Annotated in this window: 25 protein-coding genes; 10 read left to right on the forward strand and 15 right to left on the reverse strand. The window is 70.2% G+C overall.

From position 1 onward, the window contains the following. Window positions 1–4: 4 nt before the first annotated feature. Complete coding sequence (locus FHX82_RS09860; protein ID WP_145939192.1) at window positions 5–502, forward strand: DUF2771 family protein; 498 nt, start codon at window positions 5–7, stop codon at window positions 500–502. A gap of 197 nt (window positions 503–699) precedes the next feature. On the opposite strand, the gene FHX82_RS09865 is transcribed toward FHX82_RS09860, so the two are convergent. Beyond that, entirely contained in the window at window positions 700–1,086 is a 387-nt protein-coding gene (locus FHX82_RS09865; protein WP_145939197.1) for a cold-shock protein, read from the reverse strand. Window positions 1,087–1,236: 150 nt separating this feature from the next. Between FHX82_RS09865 and FHX82_RS09870 the strand changes: the two genes are divergently transcribed. Next, a complete protein-coding gene (locus tag FHX82_RS09870; RefSeq protein WP_145939191.1) occupies window positions 1,237–1,458 on the forward strand; it encodes a hypothetical protein in 222 nt (73 codons plus the stop codon). Here FHX82_RS09870 and FHX82_RS09875 read toward each other — a convergent pair. Beyond that, window positions 1,424–2,047, reverse strand: a complete 624-nt coding sequence (locus tag FHX82_RS09875) for an HAD family hydrolase (protein WP_145939190.1) — start codon at window positions 2,045–2,047, stop codon at window positions 1,424–1,426. The two genes, FHX82_RS09870 and FHX82_RS09875, sit on opposite strands and share 35 nt — an antisense overlap. An 80-nt stretch (window positions 2,048–2,127) precedes the next feature. On the opposite strand from FHX82_RS09875, the gene FHX82_RS09880 reads away from it, so the two are divergent. Then, a complete protein-coding gene (locus FHX82_RS09880; RefSeq protein ID WP_145939189.1) occupies window positions 2,128–2,730 on the forward strand; it encodes a TetR/AcrR family transcriptional regulator in 603 nt (200 codons plus the stop codon). Continuing rightward, window positions 2,727–3,689: a R2-like ligand-binding oxidase gene (locus FHX82_RS09885; protein ID WP_145939188.1), complete on the forward strand. Its 963-nt coding sequence runs from the start codon at window positions 2,727–2,729 to the stop codon at window positions 3,687–3,689. The genes FHX82_RS09880 and FHX82_RS09885 overlap by 4 nt, the downstream gene beginning before the upstream one ends. 42 nt (window positions 3,690–3,731) lie before the next feature. Here FHX82_RS09885 and FHX82_RS09890 read toward each other — a convergent pair whose 3' ends face one another. Both FHX82_RS09890 and FHX82_RS09895 read right to left on the reverse strand, forming a co-directional pair. Continuing rightward, entirely contained in the window at window positions 3,732–4,142 is a 411-nt protein-coding gene (locus tag FHX82_RS09890) for a VOC family protein (RefSeq protein ID WP_145939187.1), read from the reverse strand. A gap of 57 nt (window positions 4,143–4,199) precedes the next feature. Then, complete coding sequence (locus FHX82_RS09895) at window positions 4,200–5,843, reverse strand: AMP-binding protein (RefSeq protein WP_145939186.1); 1,644 nt, start codon at window positions 5,841–5,843, stop codon at window positions 4,200–4,202. A gap of 58 nt (window positions 5,844–5,901) precedes the next feature. Here FHX82_RS09895 and FHX82_RS09900 point away from each other — a divergent pair, with 58 nt between their 5' ends. Beyond that, entirely contained in the window at window positions 5,902–6,663 is a 762-nt protein-coding gene (locus FHX82_RS09900; RefSeq protein ID WP_145939185.1) for a PhzF family protein, read from the forward strand. Further along, window positions 6,663–7,031, forward strand: a complete 369-nt coding sequence (locus tag FHX82_RS09905; protein ID WP_145939184.1) for a YccF domain-containing protein — start codon at window positions 6,663–6,665, stop codon at window positions 7,029–7,031. Before FHX82_RS09900 ends, FHX82_RS09905 begins: the two co-directional genes overlap by 1 nt. A 599-nt stretch (window positions 7,032–7,630) precedes the next feature. Here FHX82_RS09905 and FHX82_RS09910 read toward each other — a convergent pair. The 7 genes from FHX82_RS09910 to FHX82_RS09940 are packed head-to-tail and all read right to left on the reverse strand — an operon-like array spanning window position 7,631 to window position 12,857. Then, window positions 7,631–8,431: a metallophosphoesterase gene (locus tag FHX82_RS09910; protein WP_145937791.1), complete on the reverse strand. Its 801-nt coding sequence runs from the start codon at window positions 8,429–8,431 to the stop codon at window positions 7,631–7,633. Window positions 8,432–8,460: 29 nt separating this feature from the next. Further along, a complete protein-coding gene (locus FHX82_RS09915) occupies window positions 8,461–9,258 on the reverse strand; it encodes an HAD-IIA family hydrolase (protein WP_145937790.1) in 798 nt (265 codons plus the stop codon). A gap of 9 nt (window positions 9,259–9,267) precedes the next feature. Then, entirely contained in the window at window positions 9,268–10,368 is a 1,101-nt protein-coding gene (locus FHX82_RS09920) for a sulfate/molybdate ABC transporter ATP-binding protein (RefSeq protein ID WP_145937789.1), read from the reverse strand. Beyond that, on the reverse strand, window positions 10,368–11,129 hold the full coding sequence (locus FHX82_RS09925; protein ID WP_183176595.1) for an ABC transporter permease: 762 nt from the start codon (window positions 11,127–11,129) through the stop codon (window positions 10,368–10,370). The genes FHX82_RS09920 and FHX82_RS09925 overlap by 1 nt, the downstream gene beginning before the upstream one ends. A gap of 25 nt (window positions 11,130–11,154) precedes the next feature. Then, window positions 11,155–11,940: a molybdate ABC transporter substrate-binding protein gene (gene modA / locus FHX82_RS09930; protein ID WP_145937787.1), complete on the reverse strand. Its 786-nt coding sequence runs from the start codon at window positions 11,938–11,940 to the stop codon at window positions 11,155–11,157. Next, window positions 11,937–12,341 carry a TOBE domain-containing protein gene (locus FHX82_RS09935; RefSeq protein WP_145937786.1) on the reverse strand — a complete coding sequence of 135 codons (405 nt, stop codon included), beginning with the start codon at window positions 12,339–12,341 and terminating at the stop codon, window positions 11,937–11,939. The genes modA and FHX82_RS09935 overlap by 4 nt, the downstream gene beginning before the upstream one ends. Window positions 12,342–12,374: 33 nt before the next feature. Next, window positions 12,375–12,857: a MarR family winged helix-turn-helix transcriptional regulator gene (locus FHX82_RS09940; RefSeq protein ID WP_183176536.1), complete on the reverse strand. Its 483-nt coding sequence runs from the start codon at window positions 12,855–12,857 to the stop codon at window positions 12,375–12,377. A gap of 89 nt (window positions 12,858–12,946) precedes the next feature. On the opposite strand from FHX82_RS09940, the gene moaA reads away from it, so the two are divergent. From moaA to FHX82_RS09955, 3 genes are all read left to right on the forward strand, one after another. Next, entirely contained in the window at window positions 12,947–14,008 is a 1,062-nt protein-coding gene (moaA, locus tag FHX82_RS09945) for a GTP 3',8-cyclase MoaA (RefSeq protein ID WP_145937785.1), read from the forward strand. A 6-nt stretch (window positions 14,009–14,014) separates the two neighbouring features. Further along, the gene (locus tag FHX82_RS09950; protein ID WP_145937784.1) at window positions 14,015–14,269 is read left to right on the forward strand and encodes a MoaD/ThiS family protein; all 255 of its coding nucleotides are present in this window, start codon (window positions 14,015–14,017) and stop codon (window positions 14,267–14,269) included. Window positions 14,270–14,747: 478 nt separating this feature from the next. Next, complete coding sequence (locus tag FHX82_RS09955; RefSeq protein ID WP_145937783.1) at window positions 14,748–15,395, forward strand: LysM peptidoglycan-binding domain-containing protein; 648 nt, start codon at window positions 14,748–14,750, stop codon at window positions 15,393–15,395. A 299-nt stretch (window positions 15,396–15,694) separates the two neighbouring features. Here the strand turns inward: FHX82_RS09955 and FHX82_RS09960 are convergent, their stop codons facing one another. Genes FHX82_RS09960 through FHX82_RS09975 form a run of 4 tightly spaced genes read right to left on the reverse strand, consistent with a single transcriptional unit; the run spans window position 15,695 to window position 18,849 of the window. Beyond that, on the reverse strand, window positions 15,695–16,732 hold the full coding sequence (locus tag FHX82_RS09960) for a molybdenum cofactor biosynthesis protein MoaE (RefSeq protein ID WP_145937782.1): 1,038 nt from the start codon (window positions 16,730–16,732) through the stop codon (window positions 15,695–15,697). Beyond that, on the reverse strand, window positions 16,729–17,199 hold the full coding sequence (gene moaC / locus FHX82_RS09965; protein WP_145937781.1) for a cyclic pyranopterin monophosphate synthase MoaC: 471 nt from the start codon (window positions 17,197–17,199) through the stop codon (window positions 16,729–16,731). The genes FHX82_RS09960 and moaC overlap by 4 nt, the downstream gene beginning before the upstream one ends. Window positions 17,200–17,256: 57 nt before the next feature. Then, window positions 17,257–18,648 (reverse strand): NAD-dependent malic enzyme, encoded by a 1,392-nt coding sequence (locus tag FHX82_RS09970; RefSeq protein ID WP_145937780.1) that lies wholly within the window; start codon window positions 18,646–18,648, stop codon window positions 17,257–17,259. Window positions 18,649–18,660: 12 nt separating this feature from the next. Beyond that, window positions 18,661–18,849 (reverse strand): hypothetical protein, encoded by a 189-nt coding sequence (locus FHX82_RS09975; protein WP_145937779.1) that lies wholly within the window; start codon window positions 18,847–18,849, stop codon window positions 18,661–18,663. A gap of 88 nt (window positions 18,850–18,937) precedes the next feature. On the opposite strand from FHX82_RS09975, the gene FHX82_RS09980 reads away from it, so the two are divergent. Beyond that, window positions 18,938–21,169: a helicase-associated domain-containing protein gene (locus FHX82_RS09980; protein ID WP_145937778.1), complete on the forward strand. Its 2,232-nt coding sequence runs from the start codon at window positions 18,938–18,940 to the stop codon at window positions 21,167–21,169. Window positions 21,170–21,278 lie beyond the last annotated feature (109 nt).

A 21,278-nucleotide genomic window follows, 5' to 3' on the forward strand; every position in this document is an offset into this window, starting at 1 on the left:
ACCCATGCGGCGTAGTCGGATTCTCGGTCTCCTGGCGGCTGGTGCCCTGGCACTCACGGGATGCTCGGCCACGGTCGGCCCGCCGGAGGTCACGTTCTACGGCGACGGCCACACGGTCAACACCGGCCCCGCGGTCCACTGCGACACGCTCGTGCGCAACTGTGACAAGCACCCCGAGGACATCGCCACGCTCAAGGTGCGCAAGGGCATGCCGGTGCAGATCTCGGTGCCGTCGGAGCTTTCCGACACCCCGTGGCTGGTCAACGTCCAGTACGCCGACGCGAGCGGGAACCTGCAGGTCAAGCAGCAGTTCTTCGCGCCGGGCAGCACGCTCGCCTACACGGCCACGCCGGGCGGCGCGGGCAACCAGCTCGTGGTGGTGGAAGTCCAGCAGATCGGCGCGGCGTACGCGGCCGACGAGGCGGGGAACCCGATCCTCGACGAGAACGGGAATCCCCAGCTCGTCGCCCGCGCCTACTGGTCGCTCCAGATCAAACCGTAATGACACAGACCCCGGCCTGCGTAGCGGTGCCGGTAGCGGAACCTGAGGCGGCCCCTCGCTCCGGGATCGCCTCCTCATGACCGCCAGGTCACCACGGAGGCGCTGTCCTCGCGAGGAACCACCTCAGAACCCGCGGCGGTGCGAGTTGCTTGCCCACAGCAAGCGGCTCCGCCACTTCCAAAAGCCAGATCGAATCCTTACGGGTCCAGGTCCCGGGCCACGGCGCGCATGACCTCCGCGATCCGCTTGATGTTCTTGCGGTCCGGGTAGCGGCCGCGGCGCAGGTCGGGCTGCACCTTCATCTCGATGAGCTTGATCATGTCCTCGACCAGGCCGTGCAGCTCCTCCGCGGGGCGGCGCCGCGCCTCGGCCACCGACGGCAGCGAGTCGATCAGCCGCACCGACAGCGCCTGCGGGCCGCGCCGGCCCTCGGCGACCCCGAACTCGAGTCGCTGGCCGGCCTTGAGTGCCTCCACCCCCGCAGGTAGCGCGGCCTTGCGGATGTAGACGTCCTCGCCACCGTCCTGGGTGACGAAACCGAAGCCCTTCTCCGCGTCGTACCACTTGACCTTGCCGGTCGGCACTGCTCTCACCCGTTCCTTCGCTCTGCCAAGTCAAGATCGTCTGCCCCCGCACGACGAACGCGCCCCGGGGCGTACCCAGGACGCGTGCCGTCCAGCCTATCCCGCTGGGCGCCGTGGGGAGAAGTAGATAGCTCGTTCTAACCTCTACCCATGAACGACGTGGCGAACAGCCAGCAGCGCAAACCGTGGCTCATGCGTGTGGGAATCGGGGTGTTCGCCCTGGGCGTACTGGCCGTGCTGGTGGTGTTCGTGCTGTTCGCCGCCGGGCTCAAGGACCTGCCCCTGTGGCTGAGCCTCGTCGCCGGCGTCGCGACCCCGCTCGGGATCGTGCTCGGGCTCATCGCGCTGGTTCGGGAACACCGAAAGAGCTGAACCACGCCGGGAACTCCGCCAGCGAGTCGAAGATGACCTCGGCGCCCGCGGCGGCCAGTTCCTCCCGGCTGCACGGGCCCGTGGTGACGGCGATCGGCACCACCCCGGCGGCGAGCGCGCCCCGCACGTCGCCGAGGTGATCACCGGCGTACGCCTTCGCCCCGTGTTCGCGCAGCGCCACGGCCTTGCCCGCCGCCCACAGCTCGCCGACCAGGACGTCGACCTCGAAGCCGAGCGCCTTGATGTGCTTGTCGGCGTTGGGCCCGTACTTGCCGGTGACCACGATGGTTCGGCCACCGGCGCGGCGCACCGCTTCGAGCGCGGCGTGGGCTCCCGGCAGCGCGACGGTCTCGGGGATGACGATCTCCGGGTACAGCTCGCGGAAGCGCGCGACCAGCTCCGGAATCCGCTCCGGGGGCGCGCCGAAGTCGCGCAGCACCATGTCCAGCGGCGGGCCGAGGTGGCTCGCGAAGTGCTCACCGTCGAGCGGTAGCCCCGCCTCCTCGCCGAGCGCGTTCATCACCGAGACCATGCCCGGCCTCGGGTCGATGAGTGTCATGTCCAGGTCGAAGCCGACGGTGATTCCCACACCTTCACCGTACGGGTTTACACGTCGGCCGTTCGGGTCAAGTTGATTGACATTTTTGGTGGCTGTGTCAAGCTGCTGACGTGTCGGACATCACCTCCTCCTTCGCCGAACGCACGAGGGCCTCACTCCGGGAGACCCTCCTCGACGCCGCGACCGCCCTGCTCGCCGAACACGGCCACGCCGGGCTGCGCATGGCGGACGTGGCCGCGGTCGCGGGGGTGAGCCGGCAGACCGTCTACAACGAGTTCGGCAACAAGACGGCGCTGGTCGAGGCCGTCGCGTTGCGCACCACCGCCGAGTTCCTGGAGGGCATCCGCCACCGGTTCGACACCGCGCCGGACCTGCTCACCGGGGTGCACCGCGCGGTTGTGTACACGATCGAGCACGGCCGCGAGAACAAGCTGGTCGCCGCCGCACTGGGCACGCAGACCGGTGAGGACCTGCTGCCACTGCTCACCACGAAGGGCGAGCCGGTGCTGTCCGCCGCGACGGAACTGGCCGCCACCCGCTACCTGGAGTTCCTGCCCCAGCTCGGCGAGCCGACCGCACGGCTGCTCGCCGAGACCGTCACGCGGCTGGCGCTGAGCCACCTCGTGCTGCCCACGCACCCCGCCGCCGAGGCAGCGGACATGGTGTGCGCCGCGCTCGCCCCGCATTTGTCCACAATGGAGTGTGAGAAATGACCGATACGCTGTCCCCGAACCGCACCGGATTCGCCTCGCTGCGTCGTGGCGGGCTGAACTGGGACTCGTTCCCGCTGCGGCTGTTCGTCAAGGGCAACAAGAAGTTCTGGAACCCGGCCGACATCGACTTCTCGCAGGACCGCGCCGACTGGGAGGCACTGACCGACGAAGAGCGCCGCTCCGCGACGTACCTGTGCGCGCAGTTCGTCGCCGGCGAGGAGGCGGTGACCGAGGACATCCAGCCGTTCATGAAGGCCATGGCCACCGAGGGCCGGTTCGGCGACGAGATGTACCTGAGCCAGTTCTGCTTCGAGGAGGCCAAGCACACCGAGGTCTTCCGCCGGTGGATGGACGCGGTGGGGCTCACCGACGACCTGACGCCGTTCGTGTCGGAGAACCCGCACTACCGCAAGCTCTTCTACGAGGAGCTGCCCGAGTCGCTCGGCCTGCTGGCCAGCGATCCCAGCCCGCTCAACCAGATCCGTGCGAGCGTCACCTACAACCACGTGGTCGAGGGCAGTCTCGCGCTCACCGGGTACTACGCGTGGCAGAAGATGTGCGCGACCCGCGGCATCCTGCCGGGCATGCAGCGGCTGGTGAAGCACATCGGGGACGACGAGCGCAGGCACATGGCGTGGGGCACGTTCACGTGCCGCCGTCACATCGCCGCCGACGACTCGCTGTGGGACGCGGTGCAGCAGCGCATGGGCGAGCTGCTGCCGCACGCGCTGGGCATGATCCAGTGGGTCAACGAGCAGTTCGAGGAGCCGCGGCCGTTCGACAACGACCCGCAGGAGTTCATCGAGTACGCCGCCGACCGCGCGCAGCGGCGGCTCGGGGCGATCGAGTCCGCGCGGGGCGTTCCGGTCGCGCAGATCGACCTGGACTACTCGCCGGAGCAGCTGGAGGAGACGTTCGGCGAGGAGGACGCCAAGGCGTTCGCCGAGGCGGTCGGCTGAGTCCCCGGGGCGCCCGCAACGGCGCGGGCGCCCCGGTCCCGGCTACGCCTGCTGGCCGATGTCCACCAGCCACTGGACGCCGAAGCGGTCGATGCAGGCGCCGAACTCGTCGCCCCACATCTGCTTCTCCAGCTTGGTGAGTACCGTCGCGCCATCGGACAGCTTCGCCCAGTAACCGCGGAGCTTGTCCGCCTCGTCACCACTGAGCGACACCGTCATCGTGTTGCCGCGCTGGTACTCGACGTTCGGCGGCAGGTCCCCGGCCATGAGGGTGAGCCCGCCGTCGGTCTCCAGCTGGCCGTGCATGATCTTGTCGGCCAGCGCCGCGTCCGGGGCGCCGAACTCCCCGAAGGTGTTCAGCTTCAAGGTGCCGCCGAGCACCTCGTGGTAGAACTCCATCGCCTCCCGCGCGTTGCCGTCGAAGTTCAGGTACGGGTTGAGTCGGACTGTCATCGGAACCTCCTGGGTCGTTGCTCCGGCAGACCCGCGGCGAGCCGGAAACTCATCGCTTCACGCGTGCCGCGCCGCGGCGGCCTTCTCCAGGCCCAGCAGGTGCACCGCCTGCTCGCGCATCTCGACCTTGCGGATCTTCCCGGTGACGGTCATCGGGAACTCGTCGACGACGTGCACGTAACGCGGAATCTTGTAGTGGGCCAGCTTTCCGCTGCAGAACTCGCGCACCGACTCCGCGGTCAGCGGCGTGGCGCCCTCGCGCATCCGGATCCACGCCATCAGCTCCTCGCCGTAGCGCTCGTCCGGCACGCCGATCACCTGCGCGTCGAGGACGTCCGGGTGCGTGTAGAGGAACTCCTCGATCTCACGCGGGTACACGTTCTCGCCGCCGCGGATCACCATGTCCTTGATGCGGCCGGTGATGTTGAGGTAGCCCTCGTCGTCCATCACCGCGAGGTCACCGGTGTGCATCCAGCGCGCCCTGTCGATCGCTTCGGCCGTCTTGTCCGGCTGCTCCCAGTACCCGAGCATCACCGAGTACCCCCGCGTGCACAGCTCGCCGGGCTCGCCGCGCGGCACGGTCAGGCCCGTCTCCGGGTCGACGACCTTGACCTCCAGGTGCGGCCCCACGCGCCCGACCGTCGAGACGCGGCGCTCGATGGAGTCGTCCGCGCGGGTCTGCGTGGACACCGGGGACGTCTCGGTCATGCCGTAGCAGATCGAGACCTCCGCCATGCCCATCCGATCGATGACCTGCTTCATCACCTCGACCGGGCAGGGCGAGCCCGCCATGATCCCGGTGCGCAGGCTGGACAGGTCGTAGGACTCGAAGTCCGGCTGGGCCAGCTCGGCGATGAACATCGTCGGCACGCCGTACAGCGACGTGCACCGCTCCGCCTGCACCGCCTCCAGCGTGGCCTTCGGGTCGAACGCCGGCGCGGGGATCACCATGCACGCACCGTGGCTCGTCGCCGCGAGGTTGCCCATCACCATGCCGAAGCAGTGGTAGAAGGGGACGGGGAGGCAGATGCGGTCGGCCTCGGTGTAGTTGCACAGCTCGCCGACGAAGAAGCCGTTGTTGAGGATGTTGTGGTGACTCAACGTGGCTCCCTTGGGGAAGCCCGTGGTGCCCGAGGTGTACTGGATGTTGATCGGGTCGTCGGCGGCCAGCGGGATGTTCTCCAGCGCGGCGCGGTCGGCGTGCTTTCCGTTGTCCAGCAAGGAGTTCCACAGGTCACCGCCGATGAGGGCGACGTGCTCCAGCCGTCCGCAGCGGGGCCGGACCTCCTCGATCATGCCCGCGTAGTCGGAGGTCTTGAACTTCTCGGCGGCGACGAGCAGGCGGATCCCGGCCTGGTTGAGCACGAACTCCAGTTCGTGCGAGCGGTAGGCGGGGTTGATGTTGACGAGGATCGCGCCGACCTTCGCGGTGGCGTACTGCGTGATCGTCCACTCCGCACAGTTCGGCGACCAGATGCCGACACGGTCTCCCTTGCCGATGCCCAGCTCCAGCAGCCCCAGCGCGAGCGCGTCGACCTCGGCGGCCAGTTCGGCGTACGTCCAGCGGCGGCCGGTGGCGGCGTCGACGAGCGCGTCCCGTTCACCGAAAGCCTGCACTGTGCGGTCGAAGTTGTCACCGATGGTGTCGCCCAGCAGCGGGACGTCGGACGTACCCGAGGAGTAGCTCGGCACGGCAGGCATGGTTCGCCTCCTGGCATTTTCGTCAACGTTGACTCCGGCCCGAGTCTAAGGTGGGAACATGCGCCTGTACATCGTCGACGCGTTCACCGATCGTGCGTTCTCCGGCAACCCCGCGGGGGTCGTGTTGCTGGACGAACCGGCCGAACCCGGCTGGATGCAGTCCGTGGCCGCGGAGCTGAAGCACGCGGAGACAGCGTTCGTGGAAGTCTCGGGTGAGGGGCCGAAGACGTTGCGCTGGTTCACGCCGACGGTCGAGGTCGACCTGTGCGGGCACGCGACTCTCGCGACCGGTCACGTGCTGGGCGGGTCGCAGGTGTTCTCCACCCGCAGCGGTGAGCTGCGCACGACGGCCGAGGACGGCTGGGTGCGCATGGACTTCCCCGCGGACCCGCCGCACGCCACGGCGGACGAGGTCGTGCCCGCGCTGCCCGGTGTGACGGTTCGCGAGGTCCTGCGCGGTAAGTGGGACATCCTGGTGCTGGTGAACGACGCGGCGGAGGTGCGTTCGCTGGAGCCGGACCTGGACGTGATCGCGGGCTGGGACGCCCGGTGCGTCGTGGTCACCGCGCCCGGCGACAGGCCCGGGGTCGACTTCGTGAGCCGCGTGTTCGGCCCGGCGGTGGGCGTGCCGGAAGACCCGGTGACGGGCTCGGCGCACTGCGCGCTGGCGCCGTACTGGGCGGAGCGCCTCGGCAGGGACCAGCTGGTCGGCGAACAGGCCTCCGCCCGCGGCGGCTTGGTGCGGGTGGCGTTGCAGGGCGAGCGGGTGCAGCTGGCGGGCCAGGCGGTCACCACGGTCCGAGGGGAGCTGCTCGTCTGATGAGGTTGCTGCTGAACATCATCTGGCTGGTGTTGGCCGGTTTCTGGATGGCGCTGGCATATGTTCTGGCGGGGATCATCTGTTGTGTGTTGATCGTGACCATCCCGTTCGGCATAGCGTCATTTCGCATCGCGAACTACGCGCTGTGGCCCTTCGGAAGGACGATCGTCGACCACTCCGGAACAGCATCGGTGGTGGGAAACGTGGTGTGGCTCGTGTTCGCGGGATGGTGGCTGGCACTGGGGCATCTCGTCACCGGAATCGCCCTGTGCGTGACGATCATCGGAATCCCGTTGGGGCTGGCGAACTTCAAGCTGATCCCGGTTTCGCTGGTGCCACTGGGGAAGGAAATCGTCCCAGCGCCGTAAGGCGGTTTGAAGAAACCCCGAGAGTTGGGTGATCATCCCGTCGCCTGAACTCGCGGCATCACTTTGAGCCAGGCCCGCAACGTGCGCCGGAACCGGCGGCCGAAAGACCAAAGCTTGCGGGTCTGGCTCAAAGTGATATGCACAAACCGCAGGCGACGGGGTGATCACTCAACTCGACCACCCACCCGAGGTGAGATCCCTTTGGGCCCCATCATCCTGGAGCCTGCCCGCCGGCGAGGCATTCTTTTGTCTTTCGTCCCGCAGTCCCAGCGTGGTCACCAGCTGTGGGCCGGGCGTGGCCGCCCTCCAATGCCCGGCCCACCCCCGCCCCTCGCCTTTGAGGGTTCGACGGTCGACTCGCCGCCTCAAGGGCGCCTTCGGCGTCGCTGCGCGATCGCTGCGCGACCCTTGACCCGGCGAGCCAACCGCCAAGTGCAGCTGGGGACGAGGGGCGGGGGAGATCCGGGCGGTGGTCCTTGCCGCTCGCGTTCGCGTCGCGGGGTCGCCATCGGGGATCAGGGACGGGGGAGGCCGGGCGTGTGCCGGGCGGGTTTCGTCGGCGGGTGACTGTGGCGAAGGTGGGCGGGGTAAAAGCCCTGTCAGTCTTCTGGTTCCCACGGTAGGGGGACTACCAGGCAGGGGCCGCCTGCGAACAGGCCGCCGTCGATGCCCAAGGCTTTTCCGCCTGCGTACAGGAACGGGGCCTCGATCTGCGTCGGGTGGATGCCCAGCTGGTCGGCGATCACGCTGTGGCCGTGCACGATGCGCTCGCCGCCCAGTTGGGTCAGCAGCTGCTGTGCCACCTCGGCGCCGTTCGGGCCCCGGAAGGCGTAGCGCGTCGTCATCCGGCGCCACACGTCCCACCAGGCAGCCAGGTCGTTGCCCGCCAGGATTTCCTGCACGCTCTCGTTGATCTCGTCCTCGGTGTCGCCCCAGTCGAGGTACTCCAGGGTGTCCGAGTGCATCAGCAGGTGCACCCCGGCGTGCGCGACGACCGGGCGCGTCGAGAGCCACTCGATGTGGTCGTCCGTGAGCGCGTCCTGGTCCGAGAGCATCCCGCCATTGATCTGCCAGCTGCGGGCGAAGCTACGCGGACCGAAGTCGGACGGGACCTCCGTGTCGCCGAAGTGGTACATCCCCAGCAGCAGGATCTCGTGGTTCCCCAGCAGCGCCTGCACCGAACCACCGGCCTCCGCCGCCTGCTCCTGCAACCTCATGACCAGGTCGATCGCCCCGATGCCGTCCGGCCCTCTGTCCACGAAGTCGCCCAGGAACCACAGGTGCGCGTCCCCGCCACACCAGTCGTCGTGCTCGTCGACCAGCTTGTTGTCGCGCAGGGCGTCGGCCAGTTCGTCCCGGTGCCCGTGCACGTCACCTACGGCATAAGTCGGGACATCCACCCTTCGACCATAAGCCCTGTTCAGTCCCGCTACCCGCCCAGCCCACCGCTGAACGGGTCCTGGGTGCGCCCGACCAGGGCGGCGATGGAATCGACGACCATCGTCGGCCGGTACGGGTAGCGCTCCGCCGACTCCTTCGTCGAAATGCCGGTAAGCACCAGCACCGTCTGCAACCCGGCCTCGATGCCCGAGTGCACGTCGGTGTCCATCCGGTCCCCGATCATGATCGTGCTCTCCGAGTGCGCCCCCAGCGAACGCAGCGCCGAACGCATCATCAGCGGGTTCGGCTTGCCCACGTAGTACGGCGAACGCCCGGTCGCCTTCTCGATCAGCGCCGCGATGGAACCCGTCGCGGGCAGCAGGCCCTCCAGGCTCGGGCCGGTCGCGTCCGGGTTCGTCGCGATGAACTTCGCGCCGCCCTCGATCAGGCGGATCGCCTTGGTGATCGCCGTGAAGCTGTACGTGCGCGTCTCCCCGAGCACGACGTAGTCCGGGTCGCGGTCGGTCAGCACGTAGCCCGCTTCGTGCAGCGCCGTGGTCAGGCCCGCTTCGCCGATCACGAACGCCGAGCCGTTCGGGCGCTGGCTGTCGAGGAACTTCGCCGTCGCCAGCGCGGACGTCCAGATGCGGTCCTCCGGCACGTCGAGACCGGTGTTCAGCAGTCGCGCCCGCAGGTCACGCGGGGTGTAGATGGAGTTGTTCGTGAGCACCAGGAAGGGCGTGTCGTGAGCGCGCAGCTCCGCGAGGAACTCGTCGGCGCCCGGGACGAGGTGCTCCTCGTGCACCAGCACGCCGTCCATGTCCGTCAGATACGTCCACTGGGTCATATCCCGAGATTAGCCGTGACGCGAAGCGTCTCCGTTGAGGGCGGTGGTGGGCGAGGGGCTGGCGTTAGCGGGATAGACGGTCACGGTCGTGGCTTTGATCGACAGGCGCACGGCCACCCCGGGTTCGAGCGCCAGGTCCGCCACGGCAGCCGGAGTGAGGTCCGCCGCCAATCCCCCATCCGTGCGCAACCGGATCACCGGACCGTGTGGTTCGAGTGCGGTCACGGTGGCCGCGATCGTGTTCCGCGGGCTGCCCGGATGCCCGTCGTCAGGTGGGTACACCGCGACGGCGCTCGGCTCGAACACCGCCACCGCGGGCTCGCCCAAGGCGGCATCCTCGGCGAGCATCCCCGCGACGAACCGCCCGTCGTCCGCCCGCAGCCCGCCCTCGGCCGCACGCCCCGGAATCAGGTTCAGCCCCGCGATCCGCGCCGTGAACGCCGTGCGCGGAGCCGCCAGCACCTCACGCGTCGGCCCCCGCTCGACGACCTGCCCCCGCGACAGCACCAGCACGTGGTCGGACAACGCGAGGGCGTCGAGCGGGTCGTGGGTGACCAGGACCGTCGCCCCGATCCGGTGCTCGCCGAGCACGCGCCGCAGCAGCCCGCGGATCGCGGGCGCGGCGTCGACGTCCAGCGCGGCGAGCGGCTCGTCGAGCAGCAGGAGGTCCGGGTTCCCGGCGAGCGCCCGCGCCACGGCGACCCGCTGCGCCTGCCCGCCGGACAGTTGCGCGGGCTTGCGCCGCGCGAACTCCGTCGCGTCGACCTCGGCCAGCCAGCGGCGCGCGATCTCCCGCGACTCCGCCCGCCCGGCGCCCTTCGAACGCGGCGAGAAAGCCACGTTGTCCAGCACGGACAGGTGCGGGAACAGCAGCGGATCCTGGGACAACAGACCCACCGAGCGCAGATAGGGCGGCACGCCGTGCAGCTCACGCTCGCCGAGCCGGATCGACGCCCGGTCCGGCCGCAACAGCCCGGACAGGCTGCCGAGCAGGCTCGACTTGCCGGACCCGTTCGGCCCGAGGATCGCCAGCACCGTCCCGTCCGGCACCTCGAAGTCCACCGCGAGCCGGAAGTCCCCGCGGCTCAGCTCGATCTCCGCCCGCAGCACTACGCCCGGCCCTCCAGCGCCCGCGGCCGGGCCACGACGATCACGACCAGCGCCACCACCACCAGCAGCAACGCCACCGCGACGGCACTGTCTATATCGGACTCCGCCTGCGTGTAGACCTCCAGCGGCAGCGTCCGGGTCACGCCCTGGAGGCTGCCCGCGAAGGTGATCGTCGCCCCGAACTCCCCCAGCGCGCGGGCGAAGCTGAGCACCGCACCCGAACCGAGCGCGGGCAGCAGCAGCGGCAGGGTGACCCGCCGGAACACCGTCCACGGCTTGGCGCCCAGCGTCGCGCCGATCTGCTCGTACGAATCGCCCGCGTTGCGCAGCGCGCCCTCCAGGCTCACCACGAGGAACGGCATCGCCACGAAGATCTGCGCGATCACCACCGCGGTGGTGGTGAACGGCACGGTCACGCCGAGGGTGACGTCGAGCAGGTACCCGAGGAAGCCCTTCCGCCCGAGCAGGTACAGCAGCGCGAGGCCGCCGACCACCGGCGGCAGCACCAGCGGCAGCAGCACCACGGCCCGCAGCACCCGGATGCCGGGCACCCGCGTCCGCGCGAGCACCACCGCCAGCGGCACCCCGAGCAACACGCAACCCACGGTGGACAGCGCGGCGGTCTCGACCGACAACCGCAACGCCGCGAGCGCGGACTCGGAGACGATCAGCGACGGCAGCCGGGTCAGGTCCGACCGGACCAGCAGCCCGACCACCGGCAGGACGACCAGCGCCAGAGCCAGTCCCGCGGGCACCCACAGAGCCCGCGGAACCGGCGCCCTGGTGCTACTTGGCCGGCGTGCCAAAGCCGACCTTGGTCAGCTCCTGCTGACCCTGCGCCCCCAGCACGAACTGCTCGAACTCCTGCGCGAGCTGAGCCTGGGGTGCGTTCTTGACCACCGCGATCGGGTAGTTGTTGACCGCCTGCGCCGACTCGGGGAAGTCGACCTGCGCGACCTTGCCGTTCGCCGTGTTCGCATCGGTCACGTAGACCAGCCCGGCGTCGGCGTCGCCGGACTCGACCTTCGTCAGCACCTGCTTGACGTCCTGCTCCTCGCTGACCGGCTTGAGCGTGACGCCGGTGCTCTTCTCCACCTTCTGCGTTGCCGAGCCGCACGGCACCTGCGTCGCGCACACGACGACCTTCAGCCCGCCCTGCGTCAGGTCGCCGAACGCCTTGAGCCCCTTCGGGTTCCCCGGCGCCACGGCGATGGTCAGCTTGTTGGTGGCGAAGACCGTCGGGGAGCCGTCGATCACGCCGCCCTGCACGGCCTTGTCCATGTTGGCCTGGTCGGCGGAGGCGAACACGTCCGCCTTGGCGCCGTTGTCCAGCTGCTGCACCAGTGACGACGAGCCGGCGAAGTTGTACGTCACCGTCACGCCGGGGTGCGCCGCCTCGAACTCGGTCTTGAGGGCGTTGAAGGACTCGGTCAGCGAGGCGGCCGCGAACACCGTCAGCGTCCTCGGTCCGGGGGCACTGCTACTACTGCCGCCGCTGCCGCTGTCCGATCCCGAGCCGCAGCCCGTGATCACCAGCGCGACACCGGCCAAAGTGGCCAATACCTTCTTCACCGCTCTCCTCCAGGAGTCTCCACGACGACCGTTGTCGCCTTGACCACCGCCACCGCGAGGACCCCGGGCCGCAACCCGAGCTCGCGCACCGCTTCGGCGCTCATCAGCGAAACCACCCGGTGCGGTCCGCACTGGAGCTCGACCTGCGCCATCACCTTGTCGACGGTGACCTCGGTGACGAGCCCGACGAACCGGTTGCGGGCCGAGCGGCCCACGTCGGACGGGTCCACCGGGCCGTTCGCCTGCTCGCGGGCGAACGCGGCGAGCTCCGCGCCGTCGACGACCTTCCGGCCGACCGCGTCCACACTGGAACCGAGCTGCCCGGCGCGTACCCAGCGGCGAATCGTGTCGTCGCTCACACCCAGCAGTGCGGCAGCCTCAGAAAACCGAAAATGCGGCATGCCCGCGACATTATCCCCGGGGTTGCGGAAAAGCTATGCGCTTTCGTCCTCACCGAGCACATCGGCGCGGATCAACCGCAACATCTCACGTTCGTAACGTTCCACGACCTCCCGCTCGGCCGGGGAGAACTTCTCCAGCACCTCGCGGGTGACGTCCAGGGCGGAATCGAACAGCGGCCGCAGCTTGTCCTCGTCGAGGGGCAGGATCTCGACGAGGACCTTGCGCCGGTCCTGGGTGTCGCGCACGCGGCGGACGAACCCGGCCCGCTCCAGCCTGTCGATCACACCGGTGACCGCACCCGTCGAAAGGCCGGTGAGCTGCGCTATCCGCCCCGCGGTCAGCGGACCGTCCGCGCGCGAAGCGAGGTCGAGCGCCTTGTGATCGGTGCCCGACAGGCCCAGCCGCTCGGCGATCTGGGCGTGCCGCAGGACCGCGAGGGTGCTGCTCTCCCGGCCGATTTCGCCGAACCGCGCGAGGACCTCCGGGGGCACCGGGTACCGCCGCTCGGCTGCCATCGCCGCTTCCTCCCGGCCGTGAAAATCCTGGTTGTCCCCCATATTCTAGTGATCCTCCTGCTACGGCTGATCGGGTTAGGCTGGGTGCGATGAGTGCGGTGAATCTCGGTCTACCCCGACTGCGGGGCCCACACGGCGTGTCTCGGCCAAGGCCGGACAACCCAGCCCTCGTCGACACTTTCGGCCGGGTGGCCACCGACCTGCGGGTGTCGCTGACCGACCGCTGCAACCTGCGCTGTACTTACTGCATGCCCGCCGAGGGCCTGCCCTGGCTGCCCGGCGAGGACGTCCTGACGGACGAAGAACTGTTGCGGCTGCTGCGAATCGCGGTCGAACGCCTGGGTGTCACCGACATCCGCCTCACCGGTGGCGAGCCGATGCTGCGCCCGGGGCTGGAGGACCTCGTCGCGCAGGTCGCCGCGCTGCGGCCGCGGCCCCGGCTTTCCATGACCACCAACGGAATCGGCCTCGCGAAGCGCGCGGAGAAGCTCGTCGCGGCGGGGCTGGACCGGATCAACGTCTCCCTCGACACGGTCGACCCGGAGACGTTCCGCGCAATCACCCGGCGCGACAGGCTGTCGCACGTCCTGGACGGCCTCGAAGCGGCGCGCGCCGCCGGGCTCGACCCGGTGAAGGTCAACGCGGTGCTGCTGCGCGGGGTCAACGAGCACGAAGCGGTGCCCCTGCTGCGGTTCTGCCTCGAACACGGCTACCACCTGCGGTTCATCGAGCAGATGCCGCTGGACGCCCAGCACGGCTGGAACCGCGCCGACATGGTGACCGCGGAGGAGATCCTCGGCCTGCTGCGGGCGGAGTTCTCCCTCACGCCGAGCCCCGGTGAGCGCGGCGGCGCCCCGGCGGAGCGGTGGCTGGTCGACGGCGGGCCCGGCGACGTGGGCGTGATCGCGTCGGTGACCAGGCCGTTCTGCGCCGCGTGCGAGCGCACCCGGCTGACCGCGGACGGCGCGGTGCGCTCGTGCCTGTTCAGCAACGACGAGACGGACCTGCGGGGCCTGCTGCGGGCGGGGCTCGACGACGAAGCGGTGGCCGACGCGTGGCGCCTGACCATGTGGGGCAAGCTGGCGGGCCACGAGATCAACGACGCCGGGTTCGCGCAGCCGATCCGGCCGATGAGCGCGATCGGGGGCTGAGACCTCTTGACGAAGGTGCTGGTGCGGTACTTCGCGTCCGCACGGGCGGCCTCGGGCGTGGAGCAGGAGACGCTCCAGCTGCCCGTGGGCGCGTCCGTGTCCGAGGCGCTGGGGGTCCTGCGCGAGAGGCATCCGGAGAAGCTGCCGCGCGTCCTGGAGGCCGCCAGCTTCCTGCTCGACGGGATCGCCGTCCGGGACCGCTCCCGGCCGCTGCCCGATGGGGCGGAGCTCGACGTCCTCCCGCCCTTCGCCGGGGGTTGACCGCAGCTTTGCCGGCCGTTTTCCGAAGCCCACGAACGGCCCAGTCGTGCCCAAACGACGTGATGCAGACCTCACGATCAGTGAAATATCTCGGGCAGGAAACGAGACGGTAACGGCTCGCTGAGCAGGAGAAACACTAGGATCGCGGTAGGTTGCGTGCCGTTACTGTGATGTAGGTCACGTACCGAATAATTTCCGATCACGCTCGCCGTTACGTACCGTCGCTTTTCGGCTGGCCCCGACCGGCCAAGCAAGACCGGGATTCCGAAGCGCCAAACCCTGTCCGGCGGAATCCCGGAACAACAAACCCCGAGCGAAAGAAGCTTCCGGACAGGGACGGAGGGAGCCTGGACCACGCGACGCGTGGGCCGGGCCGGCTGACCGGATCCCGCCGGAAAGCCACGGGCCCGCGAGGGTCCGCCCCGCAAGACGGCCCGCGAGGGCCGCCTCGACGGCGCGGAAGCCCGAGATAGATCGAATGTCCTACCGAGGCAAGCACCGCAAGATGTCCCCCGCCGCTCGCAACATCGCCCGCGTCGCTGTCGCGGGTATCGCGGTTGGCACCCCGTTGGCGATCGCCGCGACCCCCGCGCAGGCCGCCAGCGTGAACTGGGACGCCATCGCGCAGTGCGAGAGCGGTGGCAACTGGAACACCAACACCGGCAACGGCTTCTACGGCGGTCTGCAGTTCACGCAGAGCACCTGGAAGGCCTACGGCGGCACCGGCAGCCCGCAGAACGCGTCGCGTGAGCAGCAGATCGCGGTCGCGGAGCGGGTCCTTCAGGGCCAGGGCATCGGCGCGTGGCCGGTGTGCGGCAAGAAGGCCGGCTCCACGGCGAGCTACAAGTCGAAGAGCAGCAGCACGTCGACCCAGCAGAAGAAGAGCACCACGTCGACCACCAAGAAGGCCGCCCCGGCGCCCAAGCAGGTGGAGACGCAGGCCGCGACCGCGGTGCCGTCGTCCAACCCGAACGGTGACTACACCGTGGTGGCCGGCGACACGCTCTCGAAGATCGCCCAGCAGTTCAACGTCCAGGGTGGCTACGAGAAGCTCCAGGAGCTGAACAAGCAGTACATCCCGAACCCGAACCTGATCCTGGTCGGCCAGAAGATCGCCACCAAGTGACCTGCTAGAAGGCCACTCACGGCGCGATCGGTCGTCGGACTTCGTGCTGAGGTCCCGATGAGCAACCGAGGGCCCCACCGCTATCCCCCGTGCGGTGGGGCCCTCGGGCATTTCTGAGGTACTTCTCCGGGGCCTGCGTTGGCCGGTGGTCGACGAGCGGCTCCTGCCAGACGGCCTCTCAGGGGCTCGGCGGCGGCACGACCGTCACGGCGGATCCGCGAATTGCGGCCTGAGAGGCGCTCTCGCTGGAGAACTCGCCCCCGGAGTCACGGAACCGCCACCGCGACGTCTGGAAGGCGCTACGGGGAATTCACCCACTCGTCGGTTCCGTCGGCGAAGTGCTGGTGCTTCCAGACCGGCAGCTGGGCCTTCACCTCGTCGACCAGCTCGGCACACGTCACGAAAGCCTCGGCCCGGTGTTCGGCTGCCACGGCGCACGCCAGGGCGACGTCACCGATGGCGAGAGCACCCAAACGGTGACTCACAGCTACCGCCCGGACTCCGGGGCGCCTGGCCGACACCTCGGCCACCACCCGCGCGAGCACGTCCCCGGCGCTCGGGTGCCCCTCGTAGAACAACGTCTCCACCGACTTGCCGCCGTCGTGGTTGCGGACCACCCCGCCGAAGGTCACGACCGCCCCCGCCGCGGGGTCGTCCACCAGCTCGGCGTGGGCCTCCACCGAAAGCGGCTGCTCTGTCACCTGTGCGAGCGCGATCCGCGGGTGGGCCACGTGACTCTCCGCCACCTGCCCGGTTGCGGCCGCATCCGCAGCCACCTGCCCGGTCGCCACGCCCCCAGCCGCCCTCGCCGCCAGCGCACCCGCTGCCGATCGGGGTGCCTCCTCGACCTGGGCGGGCGGCCGTGGATGGTCGCCACCGGCGAGTTGGTCCAGTGCGTGGTCCAGCACGCCCTCCAGGACGCCGAGGCCGTCCTTCACCCCACCGCGTGAACCGGGCAGGTTGACCACCAGCGTGCGGCCCGCGACACCTGCCACGCCGCGCGACAGGACCGCCGTCGGGACCTTCGGCAGGCCCGCGTTCCGGACCGCGTCCGCCAGGCCCGGCAGCTCGTGGTCCAGCACGGCGAGCGTCTCGTCCGGCGTGCGGTCCGTCGGCGAGATACCCGTGCCACCCGTCGTGACCACGAGATCCACGCCGTCCCGCAGACTCTCCCGCAACGCCTGCCCGACGGGCTCACCATCGGGCACGACGACCGGCGAAGGCACGGCGAACGACCGAGCCGTCAGCCATTCGACGAGCACCGGGCCCGTCTTGTCCTCGTAGACCCCCGAAGCCGCGCGGTTCGACGCGACGATCACCCGTGCCGTGCGTTTCATGGCCGCTCCCAGGTCCCGGTCTTGCCGCCGTCCTTGCGCTCCAGCCGCACTGCGTCCAGCACGGCGGCGGGATCCACGGCCTTGATCATGTCGTGCACCGTGAGCCCGGCGACCGCGACCGCGGTGAGGGCCTCCATCTCGACGCCCGTCCGATCGGTGGTCTTCGCCGTCGCCTGGATACCGATCTCGGCCGCACCCAGCGTGAACTCGACCTTCACCCCGGACAGCGCGATCTGGTGGCACAACGGAATCAGCTCGGGCACCTTCTTCGCGGCCATGATCCCCGCGATCCGGGCCGTCGCCAGCGCATCACCCTTGGGCAGGCCGTTCGAGGACAGCAGCTGCACCACCTCGGCGGTGGTCCGCACCACGCCGGTGGCGATCGCCGTCCGGAACGTGGCCTCCTTGCCGGAAACGTCGACCATCCGCGCCGCACCGGAGGAGTCCACGTGGCTCAGTTCACTCACGTGCCCAAGGCTAGTCCGGAGGGCCCGCCACGACGGCCGACCCTCCGGACTCGCGAACTACGCGATCGGGCTGCGGCGCGCGGCGTTCTTCACGGCCTCCGCCACAGCGGGCGCGACGGCCGAGTCGAACACGCTCGGCACGATGAACGACGCGTTCAGCCGGTCGTCCACCACGTCCGCGATCGCGTTCGCCGCCGCGATCAGCATGTCGTCGTCGATGTCACGCGCCTGGGCGTCGAGCAGACCGCGGAAGACACCGGGGAACGCCAGCACGTTGTTGATCTGGTTCGGGTAGTCGCTGCGGCCCGTCGCCACCACGGCGGCGTGCTTCTGCGCCTCGAGCGGGTCGATCTCCGGATCCGGGTTCGCCAGCGCGAACACCACCGGGTCCTTCGCCATCGTGGCGACCTGCTCCGCCCCGAACAGGTTCGGCGCCGACACCCCGATGAACACGTCCGCGCCGACGAGCGCGTCGTGCAGGCTGCCGGAGACGTTGTCCTTGTTGGTGGTCTCCGCCAGGTGCCGCAGGTTGTCGTCGAGGTTCGCGCGGCCCGAGTGGACGATGCCGTCGATGTCGGCGGCGATGATGTCGGCCGGCTTCTTGTGCTGCAGCAGGCGGATGATCGCCGAACCCGCGGCGCCCGCGCCGCTGACGACGATCTTGCAGTCCTGGATGTCCTTGTCCACCACGCGCAACGCGTTGCGCAGCGCGGCGACCACCACGATCGCGGTGCCGTGCTGGTCGTCGTGGAACACCGGGATGTCCAGCTGCTCGCGCAGGCGCTTCTCGATCTCGAAACAGCGCGGCGCGGCGATGTCTTCGAGGTTGATCCCCGCGTACACCGGCGCCAGCGCCTTCACGATCTTGATGATCTCCTCGGTGTCCTGGGTGTCCAGGCACACCGGCCACGCGTCGACGTCGGCGAACTTCTTGAACAGCGCCGCCTTGCCCTCCATCACCGGCAGCGCGGCCTCCGGGCCGATGTTGCCGAGGCCCAGCACGGCCGAGCCGTCGGTGACCACGGCGACGGTGTTCCGCTTGATCGTCAGCCGCCGGGCGTCGGCGGGGTTCGCGGCGATCGCCTGGCAGACGCGCGCGACGCCGGGGGTGTAGGCGCGGGACAGGTCGTCACGGTTGCGCAGCTGCACCTTGGGACTGACCGAAAGCTTGCCACCGAGGTGCATCAGGAAGGTGCGGTCGGAAACCTTGCGCACCCGCACGCCCTCGATGGAGTCGAGCTCCTTGGTGACGTCCTCCACGTGGTCGGCGTTGGAGACGTTCGCGGTGATGTCGACCACGATCGCGTCCGAGCGCGACTCGACGACGTCGAACGCGGTGAGCACGCCGCCCACCCGGCCGACGGCGGTCGTGAGGTCGCCCGCGGCGCTCGCCGACGGCGGAGCCTCGACGCGGACGGTGATCGAATAACCGGGGCCGGGAACCGGCACTGTCGTTACCCCTTACTTGTTGATCTCGGTCTCCGGGTGCACGTAGGGCACCGTGTCCAGCGGGAACGTCACGTCACCGTAGGGCGAAAGCGCGCCCTGGCGGTCCGACGCGAGCTCGGACACCGGGTGCTCACCCTCGGGCACCTGGGGCCAGCTCGGGTCGATCCGGCCGGCCTTCTTGTTGTTGTCACCTTTGGCCACGTCGTCCTCCCGTTGCCTCGCCTGTGAGGTCTTCAGTTTGCCTCAACACGGGCGGTACCCGGTGGCCAGGGCGGTATCCTGACCTGTGATGCCCGCGACCTCTCTGGCGGACTGGCTGCGTTCCGCGTCCGACGACGAGCTGGCCGCTCTCCTGCAGGCCAGACGCGACCTGGCCACGCCTCCGCCCTCCGACAGCACCGTCCTCGCCACCCGTGCGGGTACGGCCGGTTCCACCGCTCGGGCGATAGAGGACCTCGACACGTTCACCCTCGCGGTGCTCGACGCGCTGCTCGTCGCGGACGCCGACACCGAGGCCGTTCCCGTGGCCCGGATCGAGGCGCTGCTCGGCGCCGATCCCGGCCCGGCGCTGCGGCGGTTGCGCGAGCGCGCGGTCGTGTGGGGCGACGACGACGCCCTGCGGGTGGTGCCCGTGGTCCGCGAGATCGTCGGGCCGTTCCCGGCCGGGCTCGGCGCTTCGGTGCCGGAACTGGCCGATGTGGACCTCGCCGACCTGGCGGAGGACGAACGCAGCGTGCTCGCCGCCCTCGCGGCCGGCCCGCCGATCGGGCGAAGCCGCGACGCCCGTACGGAGGTTCCGCTCGACGAGGCGAAGACGCCCGTCCAACGGCTGCTCGCGCGTGGTCTGCTCCTGCGGCGGGACGCGGAGACCGTCGAGCTGCCCCGCGAGGTCGCTCTGGCGTTGCGCGGCGGGCATTCGTGCTCGCCCGGCGCGTTGCACGAGCCCGAGCTGCCGACGAACCCGCACCAGCAGTCCACAGTGGACGAGGTGGCGGCCGGTGAGGCCGCGGAGTTCCTGCGGCACATGGAATCCCTGCTCAACGCCTGGTCCGAGCAGCCGCCGCCGGTGCTCAAGTCCGGCGGGCTCGGCGTTCGCGAGCTACGCAAGGCGGCGCGTGAGCTGGAGGTCGACGACGCGCGGGTGACGCTGCTCGCCGAGCTGGCCGTCGGCGCCGGGCTCGTCGCCGACAGTGGCAGCGCGGCACCTGAATGGGTACCGACGACGCTCACCGATTCGTGGCTCGCGTCCGCTCCCGCGCAGCGGTGGCTCATCCTCGCCCAGGCATGGCTGGAGCTGCCGCGGCTGCCCGGCCTCGCCGGTCAGCGCGACGCCAGGGACAAGGCGATGGCGCCGCTGTCGGACGACCTGCGGCGCCCGTTGGCGCCGGTCACGCGGCGGCGGGTGTTGCAGGCGCTGGCGGAACTGCCGTCGGGCGCGGGGGTGAAGAGCGCCGAGGAGCTGGTCGCGGTGCTGGCGTGGCGCGCGCCCCGGCGGGGCGGGCGGCTGCGGGACGAGACGGTGCGCTGGACCATGGCGGAGGCGGCGACGCTGGGGGTGATCGCGCTCGGTGCGCTGACCACGGCGACGGCCGCACTGCTGGACGACGACCGGGCGGCCGCGCTGTCCGCGATGGACCGCGCGATGCCCGAGCCGGTCGCTCAAGTGCTGGTACAGGCCGACCTCACGGTCGTCGCGCCGGGGCCGCTGGAGCCCGAGCTGGCGGCGGAGATCAAGACGGTCGCGGACGTCGAGTCGGCCGGGCACGCCACGGTGTACCGGATCACGGAGCAGACCGTGCGGCGGGCGCTCGACGCGGGCAAGACGGCGGACGAGCTGCACGCGCTGTTCCGCGAGCGGTCCGCGACGCCGGTGCCGCAGTCGCTGACCTACCTGATCGACGACGTGGCGCGGCGGCACGGCCGGTTGCGCGGCGGTGCGGCGGCGGCGTTCCTGCGGTGCGACGACGAGGTGCTGATCGCCGAGGTGCTCGGCAACCCGGTCGCGGAGGAGTACGAGCTGCGCCGCATCGCGCCGACGGTGCTGGTCAGCCCGGTCCCGCTGGCGGAGCTGCTGGACGGCCTGCGGGCGGCGGGTTTCGCGCCGGCGGCGGAGGGGCCGGACGGGCGGGTGCTGGACCTGCGGCCGAGCGGGCGGCGGATCCCGCCGCGCAACCGCAACGCGCGGCGCGTGCTGCCGGAGCCGGGCGGGGTGAGCCCGGAGCAGGTGGCGCAGGTGATCGCACACCTGAGGGCGGGCGACCGGGCGGCCACCAGGCGGCGCGGAGCGGAGGTGCGGCTCCCCGGTGGAGGCGGCGGCTCGGACACCTCGGCGACGATGGCGTTGCTGGCGCGCGCAACCCGCGAGCGGCGCGAGGTGTGGATCGGTTTCGTGGACTCCCACGGAACGGCGAGCCAGCGGATCGTGACCCCGGCACACGTCGGCGGCGGGATCCTGCACAGCACCGATGACGAGCGGTATCCGTTGCACCGCATCACTTCCGCCGCGCTGGTGGAGGATTGACGGGGGGCCGGAAAGCGCTTTCTGGAGGTTTCGCGGACCGGGAAGATCGGACTCGACGGCCGCCGGGGTCAGCCTGGCTGCGGGGCCCGGACGCGCGGTAACGAGCGGA

The organism is Amycolatopsis bartoniae, assembly GCF_014191255.1.
In the GTDB taxonomy this organism is placed as follows: Bacteria; Actinomycetota; Actinomycetes; order Mycobacteriales; family Pseudonocardiaceae; genus Amycolatopsis_E; species Amycolatopsis_E bartoniae.